This window comes from Levilactobacillus wangkuiensis (genome assembly GCF_016861605.1).
In the GTDB taxonomy this organism is placed as follows: Bacteria; Bacillota; Bacilli; order Lactobacillales; family Lactobacillaceae; genus Levilactobacillus; species Levilactobacillus wangkuiensis.
Map to the genome: position 1 here is coordinate 63,493 of NZ_BOLM01000009.1, position 24,536 is coordinate 88,028.

At 48.0% G+C, this 24,536-nt stretch carries 20 protein-coding genes; 3 read left to right on the forward strand and 17 right to left on the reverse strand.

Annotation, left to right across the window (positions count from 1 at the left end; translation table 11 throughout):
* Nucleotides 1-141: 141 nt before the first annotated feature.
* The 7 genes from JUF13_RS08340 to JUF13_RS08370 form a co-directional block, all read right to left on the reverse strand.
* Nucleotides 142-2,430 (reverse strand): leucine-rich repeat domain-containing protein, encoded by a 2,289-nt coding sequence (locus JUF13_RS08340; protein ID WP_203639199.1) that lies wholly within the window; start codon nt 2,428-2,430, stop codon nt 142-144.
* Nucleotides 2,431-2,869: 439 nt separating this feature from the next.
* Nucleotides 2,870-3,121: an LPXTG cell wall anchor domain-containing protein gene (locus tag JUF13_RS08345; protein ID WP_203639122.1), complete on the reverse strand. Its 252-nt coding sequence runs from the start codon at nt 3,119-3,121 to the stop codon at nt 2,870-2,872.
* A 101-nt stretch (nt 3,122-3,222) separates the two neighbouring features.
* Nucleotides 3,223-4,863, reverse strand: coding sequence for a MucBP domain-containing protein (locus tag JUF13_RS14555; protein WP_203639124.1), 1,641 nt, complete (start codon nt 4,861-4,863; stop codon nt 3,223-3,225).
* Nucleotides 4,864-5,089: 226 nt separating this feature from the next.
* Nucleotides 5,090-7,264: a MucBP domain-containing protein gene (locus JUF13_RS08355; RefSeq protein ID WP_203639126.1), complete on the reverse strand. Its 2,175-nt coding sequence runs from the start codon at nt 7,262-7,264 to the stop codon at nt 5,090-5,092.
* Nucleotides 7,265-7,515: 251 nt separating this feature from the next.
* Complete coding sequence (locus JUF13_RS08360; RefSeq protein ID WP_203639128.1) at nt 7,516-9,777, reverse strand: MucBP domain-containing protein; 2,262 nt, start codon at nt 9,775-9,777, stop codon at nt 7,516-7,518.
* Between the two features lie 308 nt (nt 9,778-10,085).
* Nucleotides 10,086-10,952, reverse strand: coding sequence for a hypothetical protein (locus JUF13_RS08365; protein WP_203639130.1), 867 nt, complete (start codon nt 10,950-10,952; stop codon nt 10,086-10,088).
* A gap of 92 nt (nt 10,953-11,044) precedes the next feature.
* Nucleotides 11,045-11,503, reverse strand: coding sequence for a DUF2798 domain-containing protein (locus tag JUF13_RS08370; protein ID WP_203639132.1), 459 nt, complete (start codon nt 11,501-11,503; stop codon nt 11,045-11,047).
* 107 nt (nt 11,504-11,610) lie between these two features.
* On the opposite strand from JUF13_RS08370, the gene JUF13_RS08375 reads away from it, so the two are divergent.
* On the forward strand, nt 11,611-12,045 hold the full coding sequence (locus JUF13_RS08375) for a MarR family winged helix-turn-helix transcriptional regulator (protein WP_203639134.1): 435 nt from the start codon (nt 11,611-11,613) through the stop codon (nt 12,043-12,045).
* Nucleotides 12,046-12,115: 70 nt separating this feature from the next.
* On the opposite strand, the gene JUF13_RS08380 is transcribed toward JUF13_RS08375, so the two are convergent.
* Nucleotides 12,116-14,656 (reverse strand): MucBP domain-containing protein, encoded by a 2,541-nt coding sequence (locus JUF13_RS08380; protein WP_203639136.1) that lies wholly within the window; start codon nt 14,654-14,656, stop codon nt 12,116-12,118.
* Between the two features lie 461 nt (nt 14,657-15,117).
* On the opposite strand from JUF13_RS08380, the gene JUF13_RS08385 reads away from it, so the two are divergent.
* The gene (locus JUF13_RS08385) at nt 15,118-15,828 is read left to right on the forward strand and encodes a TatD family hydrolase (protein ID WP_203639138.1); all 711 of its coding nucleotides are present in this window, start codon (nt 15,118-15,120) and stop codon (nt 15,826-15,828) included.
* A 180-nt stretch (nt 15,829-16,008) separates the two neighbouring features.
* Here JUF13_RS08385 and JUF13_RS08390 read toward each other — a convergent pair whose 3' ends face one another.
* Nucleotides 16,009-16,719: an MIP/aquaporin family protein gene (locus JUF13_RS08390; protein ID WP_203639140.1), complete on the reverse strand. Its 711-nt coding sequence runs from the start codon at nt 16,717-16,719 to the stop codon at nt 16,009-16,011.
* Nucleotides 16,720-17,129: 410 nt separating this feature from the next.
* Between JUF13_RS08390 and JUF13_RS08395 the strand changes: the two genes are divergently transcribed.
* On the forward strand, nt 17,130-17,897 hold the full coding sequence (locus tag JUF13_RS08395; protein ID WP_203639142.1) for a C40 family peptidase: 768 nt from the start codon (nt 17,130-17,132) through the stop codon (nt 17,895-17,897).
* Nucleotides 17,898-18,283: 386 nt separating this feature from the next.
* On the opposite strand, the gene JUF13_RS08400 is transcribed toward JUF13_RS08395, so the two are convergent.
* The 8 genes from JUF13_RS08400 to JUF13_RS08435 all read right to left on the reverse strand — a co-directional run bounded on the left by JUF13_RS08400 (nt 18,284) and on the right by JUF13_RS08435 (nt 24,282).
* Nucleotides 18,284-18,706 (reverse strand): Spx/MgsR family RNA polymerase-binding regulatory protein, encoded by a 423-nt coding sequence (locus JUF13_RS08400; RefSeq protein ID WP_203639144.1) that lies wholly within the window; start codon nt 18,704-18,706, stop codon nt 18,284-18,286.
* Between the two features lie 388 nt (nt 18,707-19,094).
* Nucleotides 19,095-19,964, reverse strand: coding sequence for a CAP domain-containing protein (locus JUF13_RS08405; RefSeq protein ID WP_203639146.1), 870 nt, complete (start codon nt 19,962-19,964; stop codon nt 19,095-19,097).
* A gap of 239 nt (nt 19,965-20,203) precedes the next feature.
* Nucleotides 20,204-21,391 (reverse strand): hypothetical protein, encoded by a 1,188-nt coding sequence (locus tag JUF13_RS08410; protein WP_203639148.1) that lies wholly within the window; start codon nt 21,389-21,391, stop codon nt 20,204-20,206.
* A gap of 60 nt (nt 21,392-21,451) precedes the next feature.
* Nucleotides 21,452-21,886: a hypothetical protein gene (locus tag JUF13_RS08415; protein WP_203639150.1), complete on the reverse strand. Its 435-nt coding sequence runs from the start codon at nt 21,884-21,886 to the stop codon at nt 21,452-21,454.
* Between the two features lie 61 nt (nt 21,887-21,947).
* On the reverse strand, nt 21,948-22,445 hold the full coding sequence (locus JUF13_RS08420; RefSeq protein ID WP_203639152.1) for a hypothetical protein: 498 nt from the start codon (nt 22,443-22,445) through the stop codon (nt 21,948-21,950).
* Nucleotides 22,446-22,487: 42 nt separating this feature from the next.
* Nucleotides 22,488-23,003, reverse strand: a complete 516-nt coding sequence (locus JUF13_RS08425) for a hypothetical protein (RefSeq protein WP_203639154.1) — start codon at nt 23,001-23,003, stop codon at nt 22,488-22,490.
* A gap of 14 nt (nt 23,004-23,017) precedes the next feature.
* Nucleotides 23,018-23,569 carry a hypothetical protein gene (locus tag JUF13_RS08430; RefSeq protein ID WP_203639156.1) on the reverse strand — a complete coding sequence of 184 codons (552 nt, stop codon included), beginning with the start codon at nt 23,567-23,569 and terminating at the stop codon, nt 23,018-23,020.
* A 212-nt stretch (nt 23,570-23,781) separates the two neighbouring features.
* The gene (locus tag JUF13_RS08435) at nt 23,782-24,282 is read right to left on the reverse strand and encodes a hypothetical protein (RefSeq protein WP_203639157.1); all 501 of its coding nucleotides are present in this window, start codon (nt 24,280-24,282) and stop codon (nt 23,782-23,784) included.
* Nucleotides 24,283-24,536 lie beyond the last annotated feature (254 nt).

Below are 24,536 nucleotides of genomic sequence, written 5' to 3' on the forward strand. Positions count from 1 at the left end.
TTTTCCACAAGTTAGTTTCTATTTTTCAACAGCACACTCACAATATAAGATACACTATGTACCTATTAAGTGGCTATTATAGTGAATACAAAAAAGCTTAGCCACGACTGACTAAGCTCTCGTAAAATTCAAATTGATTATCTATTCGTGGTGCTTAGCGGTCAGGCCCATACCGAAGGTGGCGATGAGCAAGGCAATCCCTGCCGCCAGCAGACTAGCACCGCTCCGTTCATTGGTTTGTGGCAACGTCGTCTTGGCCTGGTTCGTCGTTACGTCAGCTTGGTATTGGCTACTAGAAGCCAGCGCCTTGGGGGCAACAACTTTAGCCGCCTGACCCTTGGACTCGGTGACTGGTTTAGCAGATTGACGACTTGACTTTACAACTAATTTATCAGCCTGACCTGCCTTGGCAACTTGCTTCTTAGCAGGTGTCGTAGTGTCAATCGTCGCCGCATCTCCACCGGTTTGTGGGGTGTTAGTGGCGGCCGGATTGGTATCAGTCACACCTTGGTCTGCATCGCCGCTATTATCGACCGTGACATCAGGTGTGGTCGTCATGTCGGTACCTGGGTTGACGGTGCTTGTACCCGTGCCCGGATTGGTGTTGGTATCTGGATCCGTGGTGTCTGGATCCGTGGTGCCAGTTCCGGGATCCGTCGTGCCAGTTCCTGGGTCAACGACAGGATCTTTGGCATTAGTTACGGTGAAGGTCAAATCGAATTCGTAATGATGGGTCTTTTGGTTCCAAGCTTCAATAGTGTAAGTACCATCGGGTGTGTCATCAGCGACTACAATGTTAAAGCCAATAGGATTAGCCGGGTCTGATTCAACTGTGAAGTATAAATCTCCTGGATACCCTAGGTTGTAGGCTACCATCGGATCGCTAAGATCAATCTGACCATCGCTTCCTTGAGCACCCTTAATGACATCAGTAATTGGATCAAATGACCGTACTGTTGGCGTAATAGTATAGTTTTTACCCGTAACAGTTTGATTCAGAATATTACTCCAGTTGTTTAGACTAGTTTGAACACCTGAAGTGAGGTTATTATCGCTGATATCGAAAATTCCTGTATAAGTACTCAAATCAGGAATATCGGTCAAATGGTTATTTGATATCTCTAGATAGGTCAGACTTGGCAACGTCGTCAAGCTAGGAATTGCCCCGGTCAGCTGGTTATGATCCAGTTGAAGAGATGTGACATTAGGCAAAGTTCCCAGGCCTGATAAATCGCCTGTTAACTGATTGTTATTCAGGTGAAGACTACTCAAATCAGAATACTGTGAGAAATCAGGTACTTGTCCCGTTAAACCATAACCAGTAACAGAAATCCACTGTAGCTTCGAGTTATTCGCAATCAAACTAAACAAAGCGTTGATATCCATTCCGGTAGTAGCAGTGCCTGCCAGATTATCAAGTTGCAAAGAAGTTAAATTAGGTGCAAATGAGAAGTCAATCATGCCGGACTCTGGCACATAATCATCGTAACTGATAGTGGTCAAATTGGTGAAGTACTGCAGACCTTCTAAACTACTGATTGGACCAGCATACGTTTTGTTATTTGGATTAGCAACAGTAGCGCCGTAGGCATCATATAAGTCAGTCGCCTTTTTCACATATTCAGATAAGTTGGCATCGTTCACTTCAATTCGCCAACTGCTACTCAAGTAGCCTTCAACCCAGGCCCGCAAGTTCGCATCCGGCATCCAAACGGAAGCATCAATACCATCAATACTTGGTGCTGCATCCCGTAACAGGGAGTAGCTCTCAACCACTGGCTTAACCTTGCCAAGAGTGCTGACGTCTTCTTGCTTGTTCCCACTAAGATTGTCATTCAATTTGTCTTTAGAAGATTCTTGTTCAACGTTATTTACGGGTGCTACTTGTTGTTCTGGTTTCTGTTGATTTTCTGGCTGTTGCTGGTCGTCTGCTGGTTGCCCTTGATTTTGGACATTTCCACTAGGATCATCTTGCTTGTCGCTGGCCACATTCTTTGGAACATCCTGATCTTGGTCAACGTTTTTGTTAGCATCCTCGGCATTGTTATCTTTATTCTCGTCGTTGTTGATGTCTTTGTTCTCGTCACTGTTGACGTTGTTATTGCTATCTTGGTTAACGTCCTTATCAGCATCGGAATTGACCGCACCCGCATCATTTTCGGAACCAGCGACTTTGTCTAAAGCACCTGAATCGCTGTTAGATTCTGAATCATCAACCGTATCGCCAGCTGCTGGCTTTTGTTCATTGGCCGCTGGTGTAACCACACTTGTAGCTGGTTCACTTGCGTTATTGGTATCAGCTTGTGCCGTTTCGTTGGCCCCCACCAGACCCAAGCCGAGACTCATGACCGTGATGCAAGCAAAAAACCAGTGTTTGCCTGCCTTATAGCTCTTGTAATGTTCCTTTGAGTCGCTCTTTAAGTTCCGCATGATAGCTTCCTCCTCGTTGATTTGTGTTGTTGCGTTCGCCCTAGTCATTGATTTTAATTGTAACAGTTCAGTAAAAGTGGATAATCTTTTCTACACCTACATTGTAGTCCGATTCACAACAAAAGCAAGCTTAATTGTCAGGTGATAAAACTAATCACACTTAAATCGTGTTTTCATCAAAATAATTAATTTTGATAATGATGAATCCCTGTTTCGTCAATGGTTTTACCTATTCTGAATTAAAAATTAGCCAGTACTTTCATGCCCGGTGACAAGCGGTTTTTAGGGACAAAATCAGTTATCTGTCGTTTTAGTCAAAAATCGTCATTTTAAATAGTTTTAGGACACCCTATATTTGTTATTTATCTTTACTTTAAACAAAAAGAACACCCCTACTCGGCAGTGTTCTTTGGCTTTGGTCATTTAATTTTCTGATTCTTTAATCTTTCCCACGATATCCTAATCCCCAAAGGGCAATCAGCAAGCCAATCACGCCCAGAAGCTGATAGGTAGCGCTCTGCCCATCTGTCTGAGGTAACAGTGTGTTGCCCTTGGACTGCACTGTCGCTGGCATGACAGGTGGTAACTCACCATGCTGTGGTTTGGCTGATGCATTGGGCTGGCTAGTCGCTCCCCCATCCACTTGGTCGGCCGCACTACCAGCAACACTAACTGGCACTGGTTGTGGCACCGGCTTTACCTGATTTGGCTTGCTCCCAGTATCCACCTGATCTGGTTGTTGACCAGGTGCCGGAGCCGTGGTTGGGGGTGTTCCCCCGTCGGTTGGCGGCGTCACAGTCGGTGGTGTGACAACTGGGGGATAACATTAGGCTTTTCCGTTGCATTCTTCCGATAAACATAAGTAATTTCGATGGGCGCTTCTGTATAGACTCCCTGGGCATTCTCCGGCGTCTGACTGAGCGTGTATCCCTCAATTTTCAGCGGCGTCGTCCTGTAGGCGTCATCGACATATCCCTTTGGAAGTTCTAGATCATCCATCAGAGAGGCCCCTTCTTCATCTTGGTAATGCACAGTAATTTTACCCGCCTGTTTAGCCGTGGTGTAGGGTTGAATCACGTACCACTCAACGTCCGAGTCATCGGAAACGACATCCCCCGGTTCCACGTCTGCCATCGCCACCAAATAGTAATAATTGGGAAGCTGTATTTGATGTTCCTCTAAAGGCTCCGCATCCCCTGGTTTCTGGTCTGGAATATTAACGTAGGTCAGATTTCCCCAATCATTTTCATCAATATCTCCCCCCAACAAAACATCATCGTTGGGAATATTGTGATAGATATAACGATTGAAGTAATAGTCATTATGGTTATTCTCATCAATATGAAAATCCATAATTTGTTCAACCCATTCCCCAGGACTGTACAGACCGGGGAGATCCCCGCTCGGTAGATAGTAAGGGGCCAGCATATGAGCCGTCCGTTTTTCCGGGTCGACTTTAATCGTAGGTAACGTAATATACTGTTCCGTAATCGTTAATTGCCAAAAATCTTTGCCATTGAGCGGCCGGAAATCCGAGATTTGATTAAAGGTTAAATAGAGTTGTTTTAGATTATTCAGATTTTTCAGCGGCGAAATATCTTTGATTCGATTATTATCAAGAATGGCTGACCGCAAATGTGTCAAGCCAGCCAGTGGCGAGAGGTCCACGACATCTCCAAACACTTGATAGGGGCTATTATTCGCCAGCCCTCCGCCTAAGGCAATGTGTTCCAAATTTTTGGCATATTCGATGCCCTTGAGAGAGAATTCTGTGTGCCCATCAATATATGTACTAATTCCGCTTGATTCCGTATTACCTGTAATACTTAGGGCATCTAGACGCAACATATCCTGTTGCGTAATCTCATTCTCGGCCGCCCAGGTTTTATGGTCTTCCTGTGGTTCGTGCCGTAGCTCGGTCAAAACAGCTGTCTGTAGCGTCTTATTGGGCATCCACTGATCAATCGCTGCTTCCGTGCGCTTAGGCTGTTTGGCTAGCGCATCAGTTTTCGCTTCCACCAATTCTGGTACCGGTGTCGCCGCAATTACAGCGGTCGTGGACTGTTGGTCATTCCCCACTTTGTTCTCTTTACCCCGGTTTAATTTATGTTTATCAGGTTGAGGTAAAACGACACCCTCGCCACTTAAGGCCTGCGGTGCTATTGATCCCGTTTCTTCAGTGGACTCTGGCTCTTCCACAGTCTCGTTTTCAGAGCTAGGCGTTGCTACCGTAAATTCAGGTTTCTTTACTCCCGTTTCTGCGGTCGTCTCCGCAGTCTCCGCCGTCACCACCGGCTCTGCCACGGGCACGGCTTCGGGCACCTCATCAGCCTCAGCGACCGTCCCCGTGGTCAACTGCCAGCCCAGTCCGGCCAACGTTGCTGCTGTCCATAACCCACACTTATGCCAATTTTTTCTTCGTCGTTTCCCCAATTGTCTTCCCCCTAAAGTTCGTCAACTAGTGCCGTTTCACCGAAAATAATTATGTTAATAGTGGGCCCTGCCCACCATTTCGTTAACCATTATTATAGTGTAGTGGACAGTAAAAATCTACTATAATATTAATTATTTATAATATAACGATTACTTTTATCGGTCTTTATCTCGAAACAGCGAAAAAGCCTCAACATCACAGACATCAAGGCTTTCATCCACTCACCTATTCACTTTTCCGGCGAACACCTAGCCAGCCACCAATGGTCGTCGCGGCCAACAGCGCCACGCCCCACCAGGCTGAGGTTGCTTGGTCATTCGTCTGTGGCAGGGTTGTCGCTGCAGCTGCCGACTTCTGTGGCGTCGCAGCGGTCGTACCGTTAGCCAACTGGACTGGCTGACCACTGGCCGTTGCCCCCGCGCCGCCGTCACCCTGGGCCGTCGTCACGGAAACGCTTGGTTTCTGACCATCATCGGCGTCGTCCGTCACCAGGTCACCCTCGTCGCCGTCATTGCCATCGGTGATCAGGTCCCCATCACCCCCGGTTTCCGTTTTTTCATAAACGTAGGTGATGGTGCCATCCGTGTCGCCAAAGGCCCCACTGGCATTTCCCGGCGTGGTCACCAACGTATATCCAGTCACGTCTAAGGCACTCGTCGAATACGCAGTCCCTGGTTTCCCACTAATCCTTTGGCTAGCGGCGATGTTGGTGCCATCCGCCAGCTGATAGTAAATGGTCATCGTAACGTCCGCAGCCGGCGTCACGACCGGTGGGGTCACGGTACCGCCGCCATCCTTTTCATACACGTAGGTGACCGTGATGGCTTCGCTACCATACTGACCGGTGGCGTTTTCCGGCGTCGTTTTCAACTTGTATCCCGGAATGTCTAGTGGCGCGGTCGTGTAGTCTTCCCCGACCATCCCCGTTGGGAGCGTCACGTCCTTGGCGATGGCGTTGCCCTGCTCGTCATGATGTTGCACGACCACGGGCGCCGCGTCCTCCGCGATATCGTAGCCCTGGGCAACCACGAACAGGTAACTGCCATACGAGTCCGAGCCATCCGCCCGGCCCGTCAGAAAGTAGTTATTTTCCTGTGGGTCGACCGTCACGTTCGGATACTCCGTGATGCCCGGAATCTGTGGCTGCAATTCCGTATAGTTCAGCCCACCCTGGCCGTCACTCACTCCAACCCCACCGGTAAAGTAGAAACGGTAGGTAAAGGCGCCGTTGTAGTAGAAGACGGGGTCGGCGATTCGGACCGGCACCTGCTCCAGCTGAATCAAGTCGCCATCGATCGTGATAAATTGAATCTTCAGGTGGGCACTCAGGTCGGTGGCACTCACCTTAACGGGATCCAAAATCACCATTTGTGAGCCCGCATGAAACTTCGTATAGTTGATACCCTTTAACGGTGAGAAATCACGGATCCGATTGAACGCCAGCAATAGTTCCTTTAAATTGGTTAAATTAGCTAGTGGTGTCACATCGGTGATCCGGTTGTGTTGCAGGTCTAGTTTTTCCAGTTTGGTCAATCCGGCTAGCGGCGTCACATCAGCGATATCACCATAGTAAGCGCCCGGAGCCGCGTCCAAATTTCCACCCATGCTTAACGACGTCAGATTTGTAGCGTATTCCAAGCCAACCAGCGAGAACTCGGTCTTGCCATCGATATAGGTGCCGGCTCCGCTCTGGATTGACAGGCTCTTCAAGAGTGCCATGTCGTCCTGGGTAATGTCATCGACGCTACTCCAGCTTTGGCCTGGGTTCTGGGATTTCAGGTTCTTCAGAACGGCCTGTTGGAGCGTAGTGTTGGGCATCCACTCGCTGATAGCGGTCGCTCGCTGTTGATGTGCCAGCTTCACCGTGGCCGGCTTGGCGACCTCGGCCTTGACCAATTTCACGGCCTTCAACTCAGTCGTTGCCCCAGTCTGCTTGTGAGTCTTGGGTTTGGCCGTTTCTGAAATGGGTACGGCCGTTTCCAGTATGGTGTCGGCGGTAATCGGTTCAACTGTCTGTGGGTCTTCTGTCGTCACGGCCGTCACTGGTTTCTCTGGCGTGGTGGTCGCCTCGGCCTCGGCTTCTGTTTCGAAGTCGCCTGCTGTTACTGAATCGTTTGTGATACCGCTTTCATTTTCAATATCAGTAACTGACTCTGTTTCTGTCGTGGTTGGATGACCGTCAACGTCTGGTGTCGTGAGCGTCACTTCTTGATCCTGATGGGCGTTCGTCGTGGTCGTCGTCTCTGCTTTGGCTGGGGAAGGTGTTTCACCAGTGGTATCCGCTTGGACACCCTCTGGCGCCGCAAACGCAAGCGCTGCCGTTAAGACGCCGGCAAACACCCACGTGCGCCCCTTCTTATACATCTTCACCCGGTGTGTTGATTCATCCCGTTTAAGCACATTAATCCTCCTCAATTTGTCGGCATCATTGCCGGTAGCAACAGTGGTGTAACGAAATCGATAATTAGTGTGTTGGTTGGTCATCCTTAACCACCCCTAGTATAACCGGTTATCGCTTGAAAAGCCAGCATAGGATGAAACATTAATAGTGTAGTTTGTCACTTGAATTAGTTCGACCCACATCTATTTTTCGGGTATATTAAAGGGCGCCAATCGTTTCGCTGGCGCCCTTTGGGGTTGGAATACTTTGATTAGTGTTTCCGTTGCTTAATGCCTACCAGGCCAAGGATCACCCACAGGATGGTCATTCCCCAAAATGGGGACGTTGGCTTGTCATTGGTTTTAGGTAAAGTCGCTTGGATACTTGGGGTGATTTGCTTAGTTGCAGTCTTTGCTGGTGTCCCTTGAACTGCGGCGCCACCATGCGTTGGGGTTACGGCAGTAGTGGCCGGATTCGTGCCAGCTTGTTCATCCGGCTGGCCTGAATTCACGTCTGGCGCTGCTGGCTGCTGTGTTGACTGGTCAGGTATTGGTGCCGGTTCCGGTGTGGGTGCAGGCTTAGAACCATCCCCTGCTCCTGTAGTAACTACCTTGTCATAGACATAGGTTACTGTGATTTGCCCGCTACTGAAAACGCCACTAGCATTCGTCGGCGTTGTGGTCAGTTCATAGTCAGCTGACACGTTGGCGGCTGGCTTGGTGTTATAGGAATCCCCGACAATACCAGTAAGTACCGTATCTGGTGCCACCGTTGTTCCAGTTGTCGTTTGGTAATGAACGGTGACTGTACCAAGTTGGGCGGGATGGATTGGCGTCACGGGCGGGGCCACTGGTTTAAGTTTATCCTTAAAATAAGTGAATTTAACAGTTTGTGAGTCTTTAGAAAAAATTCCTTCTGCGTTATCAGGGCTATCATGATGATACCCAGCAATTTCCTTGATTGTCGCATAATAATTCTCGCCGATAAATCCCTTTAGTATCTCACGTGGAGCTATACTTTTTCCCGATTCTTCGTTAATATAATCGACCGTTACGTCCTGGGCTCTGTCAGCTTGGATGTAAGGAATTATATAGCTGACATCTGGATAACCATTACCTTCTTCAAATCTAAAATTCATAGTCAGAAAGAATCCATACTTTTCAAGCGGCGCATACATAGGCACATGTGCCTCTTGAAACTGCCAATTAACATCCTCTCCTGGCATACTTTGATTTTGAATTTCGCTAAAATTTATTTTTCCATCAACCATATTCGCAACTGCGCCGCTACGAATAGCTCGTACGACTTTATAATTGTCAACGTTTGCCATTGAGATTGGAATAAAGAAACCACTTGTACTAGGTTGCAGTATAAGTTTGGCGCCTTGTGGTTTTTTTATCGGATTTGTCATCGTGTACTTATCTCCATGAGGAATATATTCAACTTTTCCTTCAACAAATTGTTGCCCAAATCTTACTGTTGTATACTGCGCCATATCCAAAGACGAAAAATCCGCTACTTGATTCGCAGGAAATACCAATTCCTTGATGTTCTTTAAACCAGTAATCGGCGTAATATCTGAAACTCGATTCCCAGTAAAATTCAAAGACTCTAAATTCACCAAATTTTTCAGCGGTGTTAAATCAGTAACGTCCCCCCGAATTGCATACGGTTCGTACCTTAAAGCATTTGAAACATCCAACCTTTTCAAATTAGTCGCATACTCTAACCCCTCTAAGGAAAATGAATGTTTCCCATCAATGTATGTTGTTCCATGAGCTGCTAAATCAAGATCATCCAAAAGTTTCAAATCATCTTGAGTGATGTCTTTAGCAGTTTCCCAGTGTCTTCCTGACTTAAAAACTCTAGAATTTCTAATATCGTCAGCTGCTGTCAGCTCCTTCCAAACCAACTCTTGTAGCTTCTCATTAGGCATCCAATTATCAATCAAGTTCTGTGCACGAGCACTAGTTCTAACCTGCGGCATTACAGCAGTCGATGTTGGTGTCACTTGAACTGATTGTTGCGTTTTATGTACGTCATTCTGTTGCGGCTCATTTACCACTGTATCTCGCTTAGGGAGAACTCTTAACTTATCTTTCTTCTGGTCATTTACCTCACTCAAATGAGACTCACTTGTTGCTTCATCCTGATCCACCTTCGACGCCGGCAACGTCGTATCTGCCTGTTCATTTGAATTCTCCTCGTTTTCCTCATTAGGTAAAGCTGACGCCGAATTATCCGTGCCAGCCTTTTCCTCTACAGGGCTTTCAGTCTCTGGTTTGTCATTTTCCAGGACATCAGATTGGCCACTCCCGTCTACCACAGGTCGCGTTAACGTCACCGACTGACCATCCCCATCAGAGTCCGCCATAACATTTTCCTGATCAGTACCAGCATCAGGCACAACATCCGCGGACACCGGCTGACTATCCAAGATTCCCCACACCAACGAGACCGCGACCGTGGTCATCACCAGCCACCTTTTATCCGCATTATACATTATTTTATATTTTCTAATAACTTTGTCCATATAAACTCCCCCTATTCAGTCACTACTCTCTTATCCAACTAGTAAGCAGGCTATAACGGCCATCTCACAAAATCATTATATGAAACATCTACATAACAATCAAGTAAATACGTAAAACCTTTCTTCTTAATAACTAATTTTATATTCTATTCTTTCTTTAGCAATAGTCGCTTGCAATCATTAGCGGTTTAATTCAATTCAATTCAAAAAGACGGGCCAAATATCATTCAGCTCGTCTAGACGTGATTGCATGTCCGATTTATAACTTGAAACCAATTTAATACAGCCATCCCGGCTGGGACCACTGCCTACTCGTTATCATCCTCATAGCTCACCGCGTAAAACGCTCGGTAATCTGTCGGTGCTTTCCCGGTCAATTGATTGTCCGGTAGCGTGTAAAAACCAATACCTACCTGAGGCGATGCTTGCCAACTGGACAGTAAATCGTCAAAAACTTCTGCCATATTTTTAACCTGACTGGTGTAACTCGTCCCCCGACTCAATCGTTGATTAAAATCACTAACGGTTATGTAGGCCATGCTCCCATTCATATGAGACGTTCCTACATCAATCTTCTGAATGGCCGTCAAGCTATCCGCATCCCGATTCAAGTAATTTTGTGCTTCTAACTGGGATAGCTGATTTGCCTTTGCTTTAAATTTAAAGTTCGGTCGTAACTTCTGTTCATAAGCGACAACGTCCCGATCAAATTTCGCGGTGCTCGTGGCACTGGTCAAATCAAGCTTGCCCTTCAGAGTCGGTGCTTGCCCGGCATTGCCCAATCCAGGTGTGACACCTGCTTTCAAATAGCCGCGCCATACCCAGCCGCCAAACAAGCCGTCAGAAGTCTTAACGTGATAATAGATGCGCGATTTCCCAGTTGCTTTCACCCGAACCTTCTCATGCGCATCGGTGAAAAACGTATAGTGGGTCAACGTGTCTAATGTCGCCTGGTAGCGAATCCCCAGGTGTTTGGAGTAACGTGCTCCCGCGACCTCCGTTGGATGATAAGCCTTGCGGGTCATACTTCGCCGCCACACTAATTTAACTGAATTCGCGCGTTGCTGAGAATAATGTGCACCCATGGGCAAAGCGGCAGCTGTAGCGGTCGTCCCCGACATCATCGTCCCAACTACAATTCCCAGCACCCATAATTGTTTCACTGAAATTTTCATCTTCCACCTCCCGTTATGTCCTTAACTTTAGCAGATGTAGCCCCAGTTACCAAGTCCAAATTCATTGTCTTTTAAATTCAATAGCCCCTATCTCAAGCGCGCTGCTTCCGCGTCATCAGCCGCTGAATCCCCGGCATAATCAAGAGATCACGGATAAAATAGGCCATCGTCAAGGTACTAAAGAAGCTCAGGATGAACTGCGCCACCGTCATGTGGGCCAGCGTCCCGTTCATCAGGAGCGCGCGGGTACTCATGGTGAAGCACATCACCAGCAGCATCGTCCAACTTCGAATCGTGCCGGCCCTTAGCTGAATGGCAGACGCATTGACCAGCGGCCGCGTGCCTATTTTGACCAGCAACGTACTCAGATTACTGACTACCACCACATTGAGGACAAACGCAAACAGAATTGTTGGCCCAACAGACAGTCCAAACACCCGCCACATGTTTGCATTGATCCCCATATTTTTCGCCATGCCTAGCCAGCTCATGCTGCTAGCCATCCCCACGCACATTAAGAAAGAAAAAATTAAGCGCTGTTTCAAAGTCATTTAAAAATCCTCCTATAGTTGATAAATCAACTATTACAGAATAACCGAATTTAGTTTATTTGTCAACTATATGTTATGCTATACTAAACAAAAAGGAGGCCGTTGTTTTGGACATCACCAAGATTGGCAAGTTTATCGGCGCACTCCACCGTCGCTTTCAGATTGCCATGAATCACGAACTGACGCTACCCGAGATCAATGCCAGCAACGCCAATTTTCTGCTCTTCATCAATGAGCACGATGGCGTCACGGCTAAACAAATCACGACCGAGCTTGCCATCAATAAGGGCCTAGTGAGCCGCGAACTGACCCGACTTGAACACGCCAGCTACATCACCAGAACCCCCGATGACAGCGACCGCCGAATCACTTGGATTCGCATCACGCCTAAGGGAAAGGCCGCTTGTAAGACGATTCGTCAGCTCAAACAGTCGCTTTGGGACCAGGTTCTGGGCGACGTCCCTGCCAACGATGTTGAACTGGTCTATACGCAGTTAGAAGCCTGGAGTGAACAGGCTAAAAAGTTTGATCAGACTAAATAAACGTCAAAACAGACAGTCATGGCTCGACAAGTATCTTTGCCGAGCCATGACTGTCTGTTTGATTACGTGCCTATTGTTCTTTACGTTTGAATTTGAATCCGAATACACCTAAGACCGCCACTAGCAGTGCGACACCCCAGAATGGTGAGGTTTGTTCACTACTGTTGGTCTGTGGCAAATCGGCTGCGGCTGATTTCGAAGCCGCCGGGTGATTGGCTTGCGTACTCGTCTTGGCAGTTAAGTCCACCTTAGCGGCCGCGCCACCCTTGGCCACAGTCGCGATAGTCTTGCCACCACGTTTGCTAGTCAGAGCATCCGCTTGGCCACCAGCCTGAGTCTTCTTAGCTGGCGTCTTCTTCGTCGCAGCTGGCTTAGTGGCAGGCTTGGTTCCCGGCTTCGTCGGCTTGGTCGTTGGCTTGTCCGTATCCGGCGTGACCTTGTCGCCATCTCCGCCAGTCTCTTCGTAAACGTAGGTCACGGAGAAGTCGCTGTCGCCTAATGTCCCACTGGCATTGGCTGGTGTGGTGACTAGTTTGTAGCCATCCGGCACGTTAGCCGCTGGACTCGTTGTGTAGGTGTCGCCCGCCTTACCAGTTACCAGCACATCCGGTGCGACCGTGGTGCCGTCCGCCGTTTGATAGTGAACGGTGACCGTGATCGTTTGGTCAGGTGTAACCACTGGTGGCGTCACGGTCCCGGCATTCTTGGTGTACACGAAGGTCACCTCAGTTGGCGTATCCGTGTAGGTCCCTTGGGCATCCCCTTGCGTTTCCTTGTAGGTGTACCCGGTGATGTCAGGATGAGCAATGTCATAAGCCGTCCCCACCTGACCAGAAGCCACCGTGTCGGCTTGAATCATGGTCCCGGCTTCATCCTGGTAATGCACGGTCACGGATGACGTAGCTTCCTTGTAAACGAAGGTCACCGTCTGGGCCGTGTCGGAGAAGGTCCCGGTCGCGTTGGCTGGCGTTTCAGTCAGTTCGTAACCGGCAAACTCTTTCGTTGGTGCCGTGTAGCCTTCACCGATTAGCCCGGTTAAGGTTTCCGGGTCAGCTAATTTCTGGCCAGACTCATCAACGTAATTGACCGTTACGTCTTCGGCAGCATCTGCCTTAACATAAGGCGTTACCATCGCTACGGTGATGCCAGTATTAGTATCAGAAAAAACCGAATCCAAGAAATACGTATAATCTTCCTGGACCAGGTATGGATACGTCGCACTCAGCGGGTTGTAGGTCTGCCCTGGCATGATTTGGTCCTTGATATCTGAATAAGTAATTTGATTGCCAGCTACTGTCGAAACGGCCCCTACCCAAAAGATTCGAACTGTTGGCGTTGCATTACCTGGAACCGGAGCCGAAATTGGAAGTGCAACAGCTCCTCCCGGTGTACTTGCAATAAATGAACTCCCTTGTGGTGCTTTCACAGGATTAGTCATGATATATGAGCCAGTCCGTGGCACAAAAACTAGGTTGTTCACCACATATTGCTCGCCGATTGAAAAACCATCTGTAAATTGCGCCGGATTCAATCCAGAAAAGTCCGCGACGCTATTATTACTCATAGATAGTGACGTAAGCTTCTTTAATCCGGTAATCGGCGTGATATCTGAAACCCGATTCAAAGTAAATTGTAGCCACTGCAGATTAACCAATGAACTTAGTGGCGTTAAGTCTGTAATGTCTCCCCGCATCGCATAGGGAGCCGCATCCATATCATTAGCAAGATCCAAGTGCGTTAAATTAGTCGCATATTGCAACCCTTCCAAAGAAAATGACGTCTTACCATCAATGTACGTTGTCGTATATGCCTGCACATCAAGATAATTTAGTAATAACATATCTGCCTGTGTAATATCGTTAACACTACTCCAAGTTTTATCGGAAGCCAAAACTTCAGGATTAAGATAATTATTTTTAGCTGTAAACGTATCAAGGACCGCCTGCTGCAACAGCTTATTCGGCATCCACTGATCAATCGACTCCTCAGCCTCAGCAACGGGTTGGGCCGCCGTCACGGCTGGTGTCGGTGTTGGCGCAGCCATTGACCGCAAGCGTGGATTGACCTTTTCAGCCGTATTAACTGGTGTCACTGGTTGTGTATCGGTTGGCGGCGTGACCTCATTCTTGGTCTGGTCGACCGGTGCGTCTGCGGCGGGCTTTTCAGTCACCTTACCGCTGTCCGTCGAGCCCGTTTTATCTGCGTCTGGTGCTGCTGGTAAATCAGCGTCTCCGTTCTTATCCGTCGTGTCGCCAGCTGAATTGCCAGTCGCATCCGACGCCGGCGTCGTTTCAGATTCCTTAGCGGGCGCCACCACCGGGTCCTTCGTTCCATCGCTCGGTGTGGTCTCATCGGTAGCCCCAGTGTCTTCCTTAACCGCCGCATCAGCTGACGTCTGTGACTGCTTCTCTTGACCGAGCGTCACCTGTTTTGCTGGTTCCACCGATTCCTTGGTTGCCGTCTCTTCGCCGGTCGTGGCGGCGTCGCTAGTATCTGCATGCGCCGTCTGACCACCGAAAGCCCCCAAAGCCAGCGTGGCCGTGACGATGCTGGCAAAAATCCAGGTCTTCCCTTTTTTATACATCTTATAATGTTCTTTGGTATTAAACATACATAACAGTCCCCTCTAAAAACATGTTATTGTGGCTCACTCACCGCATGAGTAATTGTCGACCCACCCGTTTTTGATGCAAAACGGTCTATGCTCTTTACAAATATAATTATAGCCACTTCACCTCTTGAAATCTACTAAATAGGCGAAACGTTTAACAGTCACGTTCGTCAGCTTGACTAATTTACGTGCAAGACAAGTTTGTGATTTAATTGCCTATGGCTAGGCCATTATAACAGGTAATACGGTTTAACCTTTTCACAAAATCCGACCGCTTTTTCGTAAAAATCATTATGTTACAAATCTTAAATTGTGTAGAAAGAAAGGCCATTAACCAATCCTACCGAGCGGCCCTTAATTGGCCGTTTTTACAAAATACCGTGCCAACCACCCCCTCCCAGTAGGTGGCGCCACCAGAACGTGCTACACTCAATGCAACAAATCTCGAGGGGGCCTCCACCATGTTATGTGATGCGCATTGTCATCTGGATGGCAGTTCTGAACTCGCCGCACTGCAACGCGACGAACACATTTTAGCCTTAATCAATTGTCAGTCACCCACCGAATGGGAAACCAATCGCCAGCTCGTTGACGGCCATCAGCCATTGAGCTTTGGCATTCATCCCTGGCAGGCCACCGAACTGCGCTGGTCCGAGATCACACCCTACCTGGAAGCTACGAATATCATTGGTGAAATCGGCATGGACAGCGTTTGGACGGACGTGAATCTGCTGGAACAGGCCCGCATTTTTGAGGCTCAGCTCCGGTTCGCCCACGATCACCGCAAACCGGTCGTGCTCCACACCAAGGGCTGTGAGCGCGCCGTATTGACCAATATTCAGAAATATCCCAACCGCTACCTGGTTCACTGGTACGCCTCGCCCGAGTATCAGGCGGATTATATCCGACTCGACTGTTACTTCACGATTGGCCCCGACGTTCTGACCGATCCGGCCGTCACGCAACTGGCCAAGACCATCCCCCTCAACCGCCTTTTGGTTGAAACGGACGGTCTGGCCGCCGTCACCTGGGCCCAACACCGCCCGGTCACGGTGACGGACTACCCCATGATTCTCAAGCAGAGTCTGCGTATCATTGCCAATCTACGGGGCATGGCGCCAGCCGAGTTGGAAGCCAACGTTTACCAAAACCTCCAGCAATTTCTTTCATAGCACAAAAAGAGACGACCAGAATATTCCGGTCGCCTCTTTTTAGCGCTTTAAAGCCTTAATCCATTAGTTGTTAAGCGTTGCATTTAAGCAATGAATCTTATCTCGTACGGACTTGGTCACGCCTTTAAAAAGCAAGTGACCAAACCAACCGGTAAACAGTCGGTCCCGGACGAAACGTGGTTAATAAGTAATCCAATATTGCAGGCCGGCAGCTAAGATCCCACCAACCAGTGGGCCACACATTGGTACCCAAGCGTAGCTCCATTCGGCCGTTCCCTTGTGGGGGATTGGTAAGATGGTGTAGGCCAGACGAGGACCCCAGTCACGGGCAGGGTTCAAAGCGAACCCAGTCGTGGAACCTAAGCCCATCCCAACGACCATGATGACCAGACCAACGATGAACGGCTTCAAGCCGGCCGTGAAGTTCCCTAAGTTCAAGAGAACGAAGACGAAGGCCCAAGTGGCGATCGTTTCAGAGAGAAAGTTGTACAGTGGGTTCTTGATAGCGGGCTTCGTGGAAAAGATTCCCACGTGGTTACCGCTGGCTTCGTCAGGAGAATCTTTAAAATGAGGATAATATTGAATTGCAACTAACGCGGCCCCGACGAAGGCCCCCAAGAATTGACCCAACAGGTAAGGCAAAACGTCCGCCCATGGGAAGTAACCAAACAGTGCGAACCCAATGGTAACGGCTGGGTTCAAGTGGCCTTGTGAACCGAGTAACCCGGCAACATAGACCCCCATCGTGACGGCCATACCCCAGGCCACACACACGTAGGTCCAGTTTGACCCCTTAGCGTAGGACTTGTTCAAATTAACACTAGCCATGGTCCCAACACCCAAAAGAATCAAAACCAGGGTTCCAAAAAACTCACCAATAAAGCCATTCATAAAATAACACCCTCCTCTTAATATGTAATGGAATTAATAAGCGCTACGGATAGTCTACCACAATCTGTAAGGATTGTAGATACTGAAATGTTAACGGTTACAGATTAGCCAGCTAATATGAGAATTTAATGTGAATTCTGTCAAAGTTTGTTACCGCAACTAACCGCCGTCCCCGCACAGCTTAGGTCGACTTTTTGGTGACTAGTTCCCATGAACTTTTTGAACAATTAGAGCCTGATGACAACTAGTCATGACATTTCACCCAAATCATCCAACCCTTGTCACATGACTGACATACACACAATGGTAACCGCAATGATGTCACCCCGTAATCAATTTGTTACAGCCATACGTTATCTTAGAAGGAGTAGTAAGCACCACAAATATCTTACATATGAGGGATTAAAATTATGAAAACACTTAAAAAAGTTAGTTTGGCCGTGGCCTTCGCCGCTGCCTTAGTACCTGCGCTGAGCCAAACCACCGCTCAGGCCAACAGCACCAACACCATCGTCAGCACCAGCAACATGACCGACACCGCCTACACGCGCAAGAGCGCGACCGGTTGGACCTACAACCTGAGTGGCACTGCCAGCGATATGAAATTTGGCCAGAAAACGCACTACTTAAAGAACTACCCCAACACCACGTGGCACGCGACTAAAAAGCGTTACATCGTCAAGAAGGATGGCGTGAAGTACCTGTACTACTACGTCACCAACGGCAGGAAGACCGCTTCCGGCTGGATCTGGCACGGTTACCTGCAGAAGAAGAGCTACGCCCACACTAGCACCGCCACAACCGGTAACGGCACGTACAGCGCCATTTACAGTGAGGCTAAGTCGCTGCTGGGCAAGCCTTACGTTTACGGCGCCAATGGTCCCAGCTCATTTGACTGTTCCGGCTTTACCAAGTACGTCTACAACAAGGCCATTGGCCAGACGCTGCCCCGGACGGCCCAATCGCAGTACGACACCTACACCCACGTGAGTGCTGCCAATGCCAAGGCCGGCGACCTGATTTTCTTCGGCACTAGCAAGAACAACATCAGCCACGTCGGCATCTACAAGGGGGGCAACAAGATGATCGACGCCCAACTTCGCGGCGTGGTCAACGAAGCTACCAACGTTTCGTGGTGGCATACGGTGGGGTATTCCCGGCCAGCTAGTTTGAATTAAGGTTAAACGTAATCACTGAAGACCGCGGGAAATCGCGGTCTTTTTTTGCACAATCAGACTATCGACAAGTAAAGGCCGCCCCCACACAAACTATGACAGTGACTTTCTGATCGTTGTCAGCGACCAGAGGCAACTTCGTGGACACAGCTGTGTCGATGGCGTTGGCTGGGGTTCTTTCCCAGCCGACACCATGGAACGACCTTGGAAACTCGCGGTTCTGGCGAGGTTTCAAGTCGAGACGGCGGAACGCTCCCCAGGCCGCAGGCGTTCCCCACAGCAGTGAGAACGAAGATTGCCGCCGGGAGCGAAAATCAGCGACCGACAGAAAAAGCACCGCCACAAAATTGTGACGGTGCTTGGTCATCTACTCTTCTATTATGCTGGTGTTAAGCCAGAGCGGCGTTGTTGTTCCCGCCATTTAAAATCTTGAAGAAACTGGCCAGTTCCTTCTTACGGTATGCGGCTGGCACGAATTCCCGGATGGTTTCCAGGTCGAAGCCAGTGGCTAACTTGTTCTGATCGACGACAATCGGGTTCTTTAAAATCCCCGGATTCTTTTGCAAGAGGTCAACGAGTTCGTTCATCCCCATGTCTTGTACGGACGCAGGCAAGGCCTTGTAAGCCTTAGAGCGCGTTGAAATCAGGTCGTCGGTGCCTTCTTCAGTTAAAGAAAGCATGTAAAGAATTTCATCCTTGGTTAAAGGTTGTTTTTTAATGTCGCGAGAGGTAAAGATGGCATCGTGGTTCGCCAACCATTTCATGGCTTTAGTTACCGCAGTCGTTTTAGCGTGAAAGTACATTTTGATCATAGAATCGCCCTCCAATTGATTATCTTCGATGAGGTACTTGGATTAGCACTCTTTTGTTTGAGTGCTAATTATGCTTCTCATTGTACACCACAATCTGGAATGATGAAACCCATTTTACTCGGTCTAGGCCACCTTTTAACAATTTCTTCAGATTCTCACGATTGGCTAGCCTGTTCGTCCACTTTTCATGGGCTTACAATACACTCTATCAGGGGAATGCAACCGTTTTACGGTGGAAAGGTGAAGATTGTTTGAAGATGCTCGCTAGAACTTGGAAACAGTGTACCATTTTCAGGAAAACGGTGTCATTGATGTGAATCAAGTTTGAAGGAAAACTTAACAACCCACCGAAAAATTTGTATTCTCCGGTGGGCTGCATTTATATTCTTTATCCTTGTTGGTCGACAGCGTTGTAAATCGTGCCGTTAGAAATCTTCCAGCCAATCCCAATCGTCTTGGCTTCAGGGTTGATCAGGTTGTCCCGGTGACCCCAGTTGGACTCAGCATCGTGGTAGAGGTACTGGTCGGCGGCGTTGGTGCCAGCCTTCTGGTAGTCGCCCACAAAGCCCTCATCGGCCATGTACAGGCATTCAGAGCTCAGGCCCTCGTTGAAGTCGATGCCAAACTTGGGTCCTTCCTGTAGGTAGACCGTGTTACCCGCACTATCGTAGTGGGTAATATCGCCTAATTTCGCACAGTCGGCGGCCCGTTGGTTGGCCAAATTCGTCAGCTTAGTCGCCATCGTCAGTGGTGCGGCGCCAGTCTTAGCCCGTTCCTTGTTGACCATGGCTAAGAAATCGGCATTGGCCGCTTGGGCGTTAAACGTAGCCGCCGTGGTCTGCGTCGTGGTCGAGTCATCGTTCTTCGCCGTAGTCGTCGTGGTGGTGGTCGTCGTCTGGATCGTCTTAGTCGACTTCTTAGGCGCAACCCCCTTCTTCAGGTAGCTCCGCAAGATCCAACCGCGAGCCTTCTTCGTGGTGATGTAACTGTAGACGGCCTTCTTGTGGTTAGCCTTGCGAACCGTGCTCTGCTTGGTCACGTACAGCGTCGTGTATTTGTAGTTCTTGGCGTGGTGGGCAACCTTGGTCAGCTTATTGGTCTTGTAAATAGTCCCCTTCGTGACATGGTAGGCGGTCTTCTTGACCTTCTTGGTGCTGAGTACCTTGACACCAGTCTTGGCCGCAGCCGGCGTGGTCGTGGCACTAAGACCGACCGTCGCAATGGCCAGAACGGTTAAAACTAAATAAAACTTTTTCATCTTGTTTTCCTCCTGAAAATTTATTTTAAACCTCTATGTACAAAACGAGGCAATCGGTCGAATTGAAATTACTGTCAATTCACAACCGTTTACCTCGTTAAATATATCACTTACGCTAAAGCGGCGCAAACCGGGGTGTTAATAGTTACCGAGGAACGCCTTCCGACTGGCCATTGTCGGTAATTTTGTCTACGCTTCTGCCTTTATCCCATTTACATAGTGACGCCACTTCAGAAATGTTAATTGGTGGGATCATCAGAAACTGGCCACCATGTCGTATCATCAGCTTCTTGGCCTTCTAAGACCCCCATTGCGGTGACCCGGAACCGACCAACCCGCGGGGCAACCGGACTATCAAGACCATAATCATAGACGTCGACGGTCACCCGCCCCTTCTTGTCCGTATCAGCCATAAACGAAGCCTGTTTGACCTGATGCGAGTCCCGATTGAAGTCCGACAAGTGCCGATCAATCCAGTTATCCAGTTGCTTCGAGGTTAAGTGTAGTGCCGCGCTGTTGTCGAAACCAAAGGCCTGCCCCGGTTTGCTGGAAACCTTGTTCAGATTGGCTAGGTCGCTCTCGCCCCCAACCACGGTCAGTTGTTTATTTTTAAGCGTCACCTTGTAGACGTTAAAAAGTCGTCCACTTAAAGTTGTTCGCAATAAATAAGTATTGTCGCTAAGTTGTTTGTAAGTGGTCGCATCGTTGGCTCCCCACCCATTTCCGGTATCATAGACGGTATACTTCGGCGTGAAGGAATCCTTTTGGCCATCGATTCCCTGATTACTAATAAAGAAACGGGTTCGACTGTAAGGCGCCTTCTTTAGCGTTTCGGCATCATCGTATTTGCTTGGTGCTGGCTTATAAATATGGGTCGACCAGGTCCCAATTAACGCTGTCGGTGCCCCGGTCGTCCAGGAGCCATTGGTGTCGCCAATCACGTACGCCCGGTTAAACTTGGGCGCACTGGACTTGAGCCAATAGGATTGATCTGATGATGAATACCGCATTAACTTCACGGTAAACTCATCCCCGTTGGTCTGCTTGCCAGTCAACTTGTACTCACCAGAATCTCCATTTAGGGTTGTAATCTTTCCGCCAACAATTGTTTTCTGTGCCTTAGAAGATAGCCGCCAATACCAATTGTTATGTTGATAATAGAACTGAGAATACGTCAATTCATTCTGCGATTGGGTACTCGGATCTTCAGCATTCTTCCCCATCAATGGGGACAGCAACATCGTCAACGCCGAGGGCTTAGGCGTTTCCGCTTTAGTCGCGGTGGCTTGCTTATTGCCAGCCTTGTCGGCAACCTTGGTTGACCGACTGTCCTTGTGACCGGTCTTAGAGTTGGCTTGTTTGCCACACCCAGCACCTACGACGGCAAGTGCCACCAGCAAGCTCAGCCATAAAAATCTTCTTTTCATCCTTTTCATTAGCTCCTTAAGTCCGCTTCAACTAAATATGCTGAAAGATCATATATCCCGCTACCACCAAGTCTGACTATTCTTAGGGGCATGCTTAAATCTTGTCATTGTAATTAACTTGCCAGTCTTACCCTCTGCCATCTTTATTTTTTTACTAGTAAGCTTTTGAACCCGGTAATAGTACGTATGCATGCCTTTTCCCATGCGGGATTCGTGATACTTACCTTTGATCAAATAGCCCTTTCCCATTTTCTTGTACTTAGTATGACTAATGACTGGCGTTTGATCACCCTGGGTGTATTTCATGAACACTGTAGTCTTAGTCGCCTTAGACCACACACCAGTCTCACGTTTGATTTTACTCTTAAATTTTTTGTTCTGAATAAATGTCGGTAAGCCTTTATGCCAAGTTGCTGCATCCGCCGTAGTAACTGTTAATCCGCCAAAGCTCACAGCAACTAACGCTGCAACGCCTAATTTCACTAATTTCTTCATTTAAAAATTCTCCTTTTGTAAAAAAATATATCATCCACACAAAAGCGACTCAATTCGGTACCTAGAAGCTCCCGAAGAATGCCTTTCGACTAGCCATCGTCGGCAATTTCGTATACTCATCAGCCCTTTTCCCATTTGGATAGTTACTCCACTTCAACGTCTTACCTTTGACTTTAAAGTAATACTTATTACTAAAACTATCACCCTTACTTTTTGAGTGAACATACACATAACCATGCTTATTCTTCTTACTGATTGTGAATGTCTTATTCACCTTAACCTTCTTACCCAGCTTCAAGTGTTGGTACAAATCAGGATATTTCTGCATCACCCAATTTTTATTTTTGGTTTGTAGAACGGGGGCGAACGAAAAACTATTCTTAGTGAAAGTAACCATATAAAATGATTCACCCAACGTACCCCAGGTTCCCCGTAAATTTTTAGGAACCGCTGACAACTTAGCGGCATGGGCCGTCGTAGTTGAAACACCGGTTGCGCCAACAATCCCCAGTCCTAATAACGACAGGACAAGTGCCATTCTTGATACTGATTTTTTCATCTTAGAATTACTCCTTTAGTCAATTTTCTTAATCGCTAAACGTTATAACCGGCGAGCAGTTCCCGCTTTATACACTTCATTCAAGTATTTTTCTGGGTGAGCTAGCTTGCTATACTTAAATACCCCACTTGAGTAAACGCTTTTAGCACCACTATCCTGCTTGATCCAATGCTGATAAAGATGCTCCTTCTTCATCGAATAGGTATACGTGATCAATCCCCAATCCGCCATCTTCGTCTTCAGTATGAGTTTTTTACCCTGCTTACTGGTCGTAAACGTCTTATTAACCGTCAATTGGTTAGCCAGCCTCAAAGGTTGCTTGTTGTTCCACTTTTTAACAAATTTTCCATGACTGAACGTCCCAAAAGCAATATCGTAAGTCTTGGCCTTCATCACAACCCGTGTAAGTCCAGGATCTTCATCACCATTAGAGAAAAACCAAGTTCCCCGCATATTTTGTGGAATTGTCGTTGCGGCATCCGCAGCCGTTGGCAGACTCATCCCTAACCCGAGAGCCCCCAATAACAGGCTTACACTAATCAATACGCTACGTTTCATTTCCTTCACCTCTCCTACTTCAGACTACCAATGCCATATTCATCGTAAAAATGCTTGGCCGGATTGGCATATTGCGCCAGCTCCGACGGATACGTATCACTCGTTGTAGGGGTATGTTTATTGGTGTAGGTCATTGCTCTATGGCCCAAAACAATCTGTTTTGAATACCTAGAGGTCATCCGTTTATACTGAGATTTCACATAGGAATAACTGTTATGGCGTGCCGTAATCGTTCGGTAACCCTTCTTATTGTTCTTGGCCGAAATCGTGAATGTCTTTTGTAACTTGACCTTTTTCCCTAGCCGATAAGTCTTGCCACCGTTCCAGTTAGGCGTCCATTTGCCTTTAATAAAGAACCCCTTGGAAATACTGTAGGTTTTGGCTGTCAGCTTGACCCGCATGATTCCCGACTGGCTGTTCAACTCGTACCAAGTTCCCCACAAGGACTTCGGCACAGAATTGCCAAGCTTGGTCGCCGCGTTAGCCGTTGTCCCAGCTAATCCCACGCTAGTCAGTGTCAATAACGCCAAGCCAGCGCGCAACAACTGCTTATGTAATCTTGTCATTTTCAATCCTCCATGATGTATCTACACTCAGCGGACACATCTTTATTTAGTGCTTACGTCACATTCTGTCATTGAAGCGCTTCACAAACACCGTATAAAGCCTAGCAAACTAAGATGGTCGATAAGACTATTTCCGACCCGGAAGAACGCATGTAACTCTACATTTCATCCCTCGAACAAAAACGCCCGCAACTATCTCAATTTAACTTGTCCTAATTCATATCCGTGTTAATGATTTTCTTAGTAACCGGGAAGAACATATTCGTTGCCTTAGAGTTTTCAGAAAATTTGACGACCATCTTCAGCTTGGTTTTGTTGTGAACTTTGACGCGCTTAACCTTCATCACAGTCTTCCCCATCTGATCCGAAAGATTGGTCGTCAACGTCCGGTAGCCATTCTTATCTGCCCGCTTACTCAACGTAAAGGTCTTATTCTTCTTTACCTTCTTGCCCAGTTTCAGCGTATACTTCGTGCCATTCACAATCCATTTGCCATGCCTATACCACCCAAACGTGTTGGTATACGTCTTGGCCGTAATCTTAATTTTATGGGCACCGGCCTCGCCGCCCCAAGCAAACCAGGTATTTCTCAAGGACTGTGGCACTGTCCGCGTTGCGGCATTAGCCGTCGCTCCAGGGATTGCGGCCCCAACCGTTGCTACCGTCATCAAGGCCAGACCAGCATGTAGTAATTGCTTATGTAATCTTGTCATCTATAGATATCCTCCACGATGTGCCAGTTCAATCACTGAACATCTCTTTATTAGACGCCTGAGAATCTCGCCCAAGGTTCAAGCAATTCACAAGCACCGCAACAATCGTAGCAAAACCAAGCGGCCGATAACAGAACTCCCGACCACAATAGTTGCCCGCAACTCTGCATGCCGTCACTGCACAAAAAAGGTCCAACCCGCAAATAAGCAGGTTGGACCTCATAAAACTATTTACAAAATCGTCACACGGACAA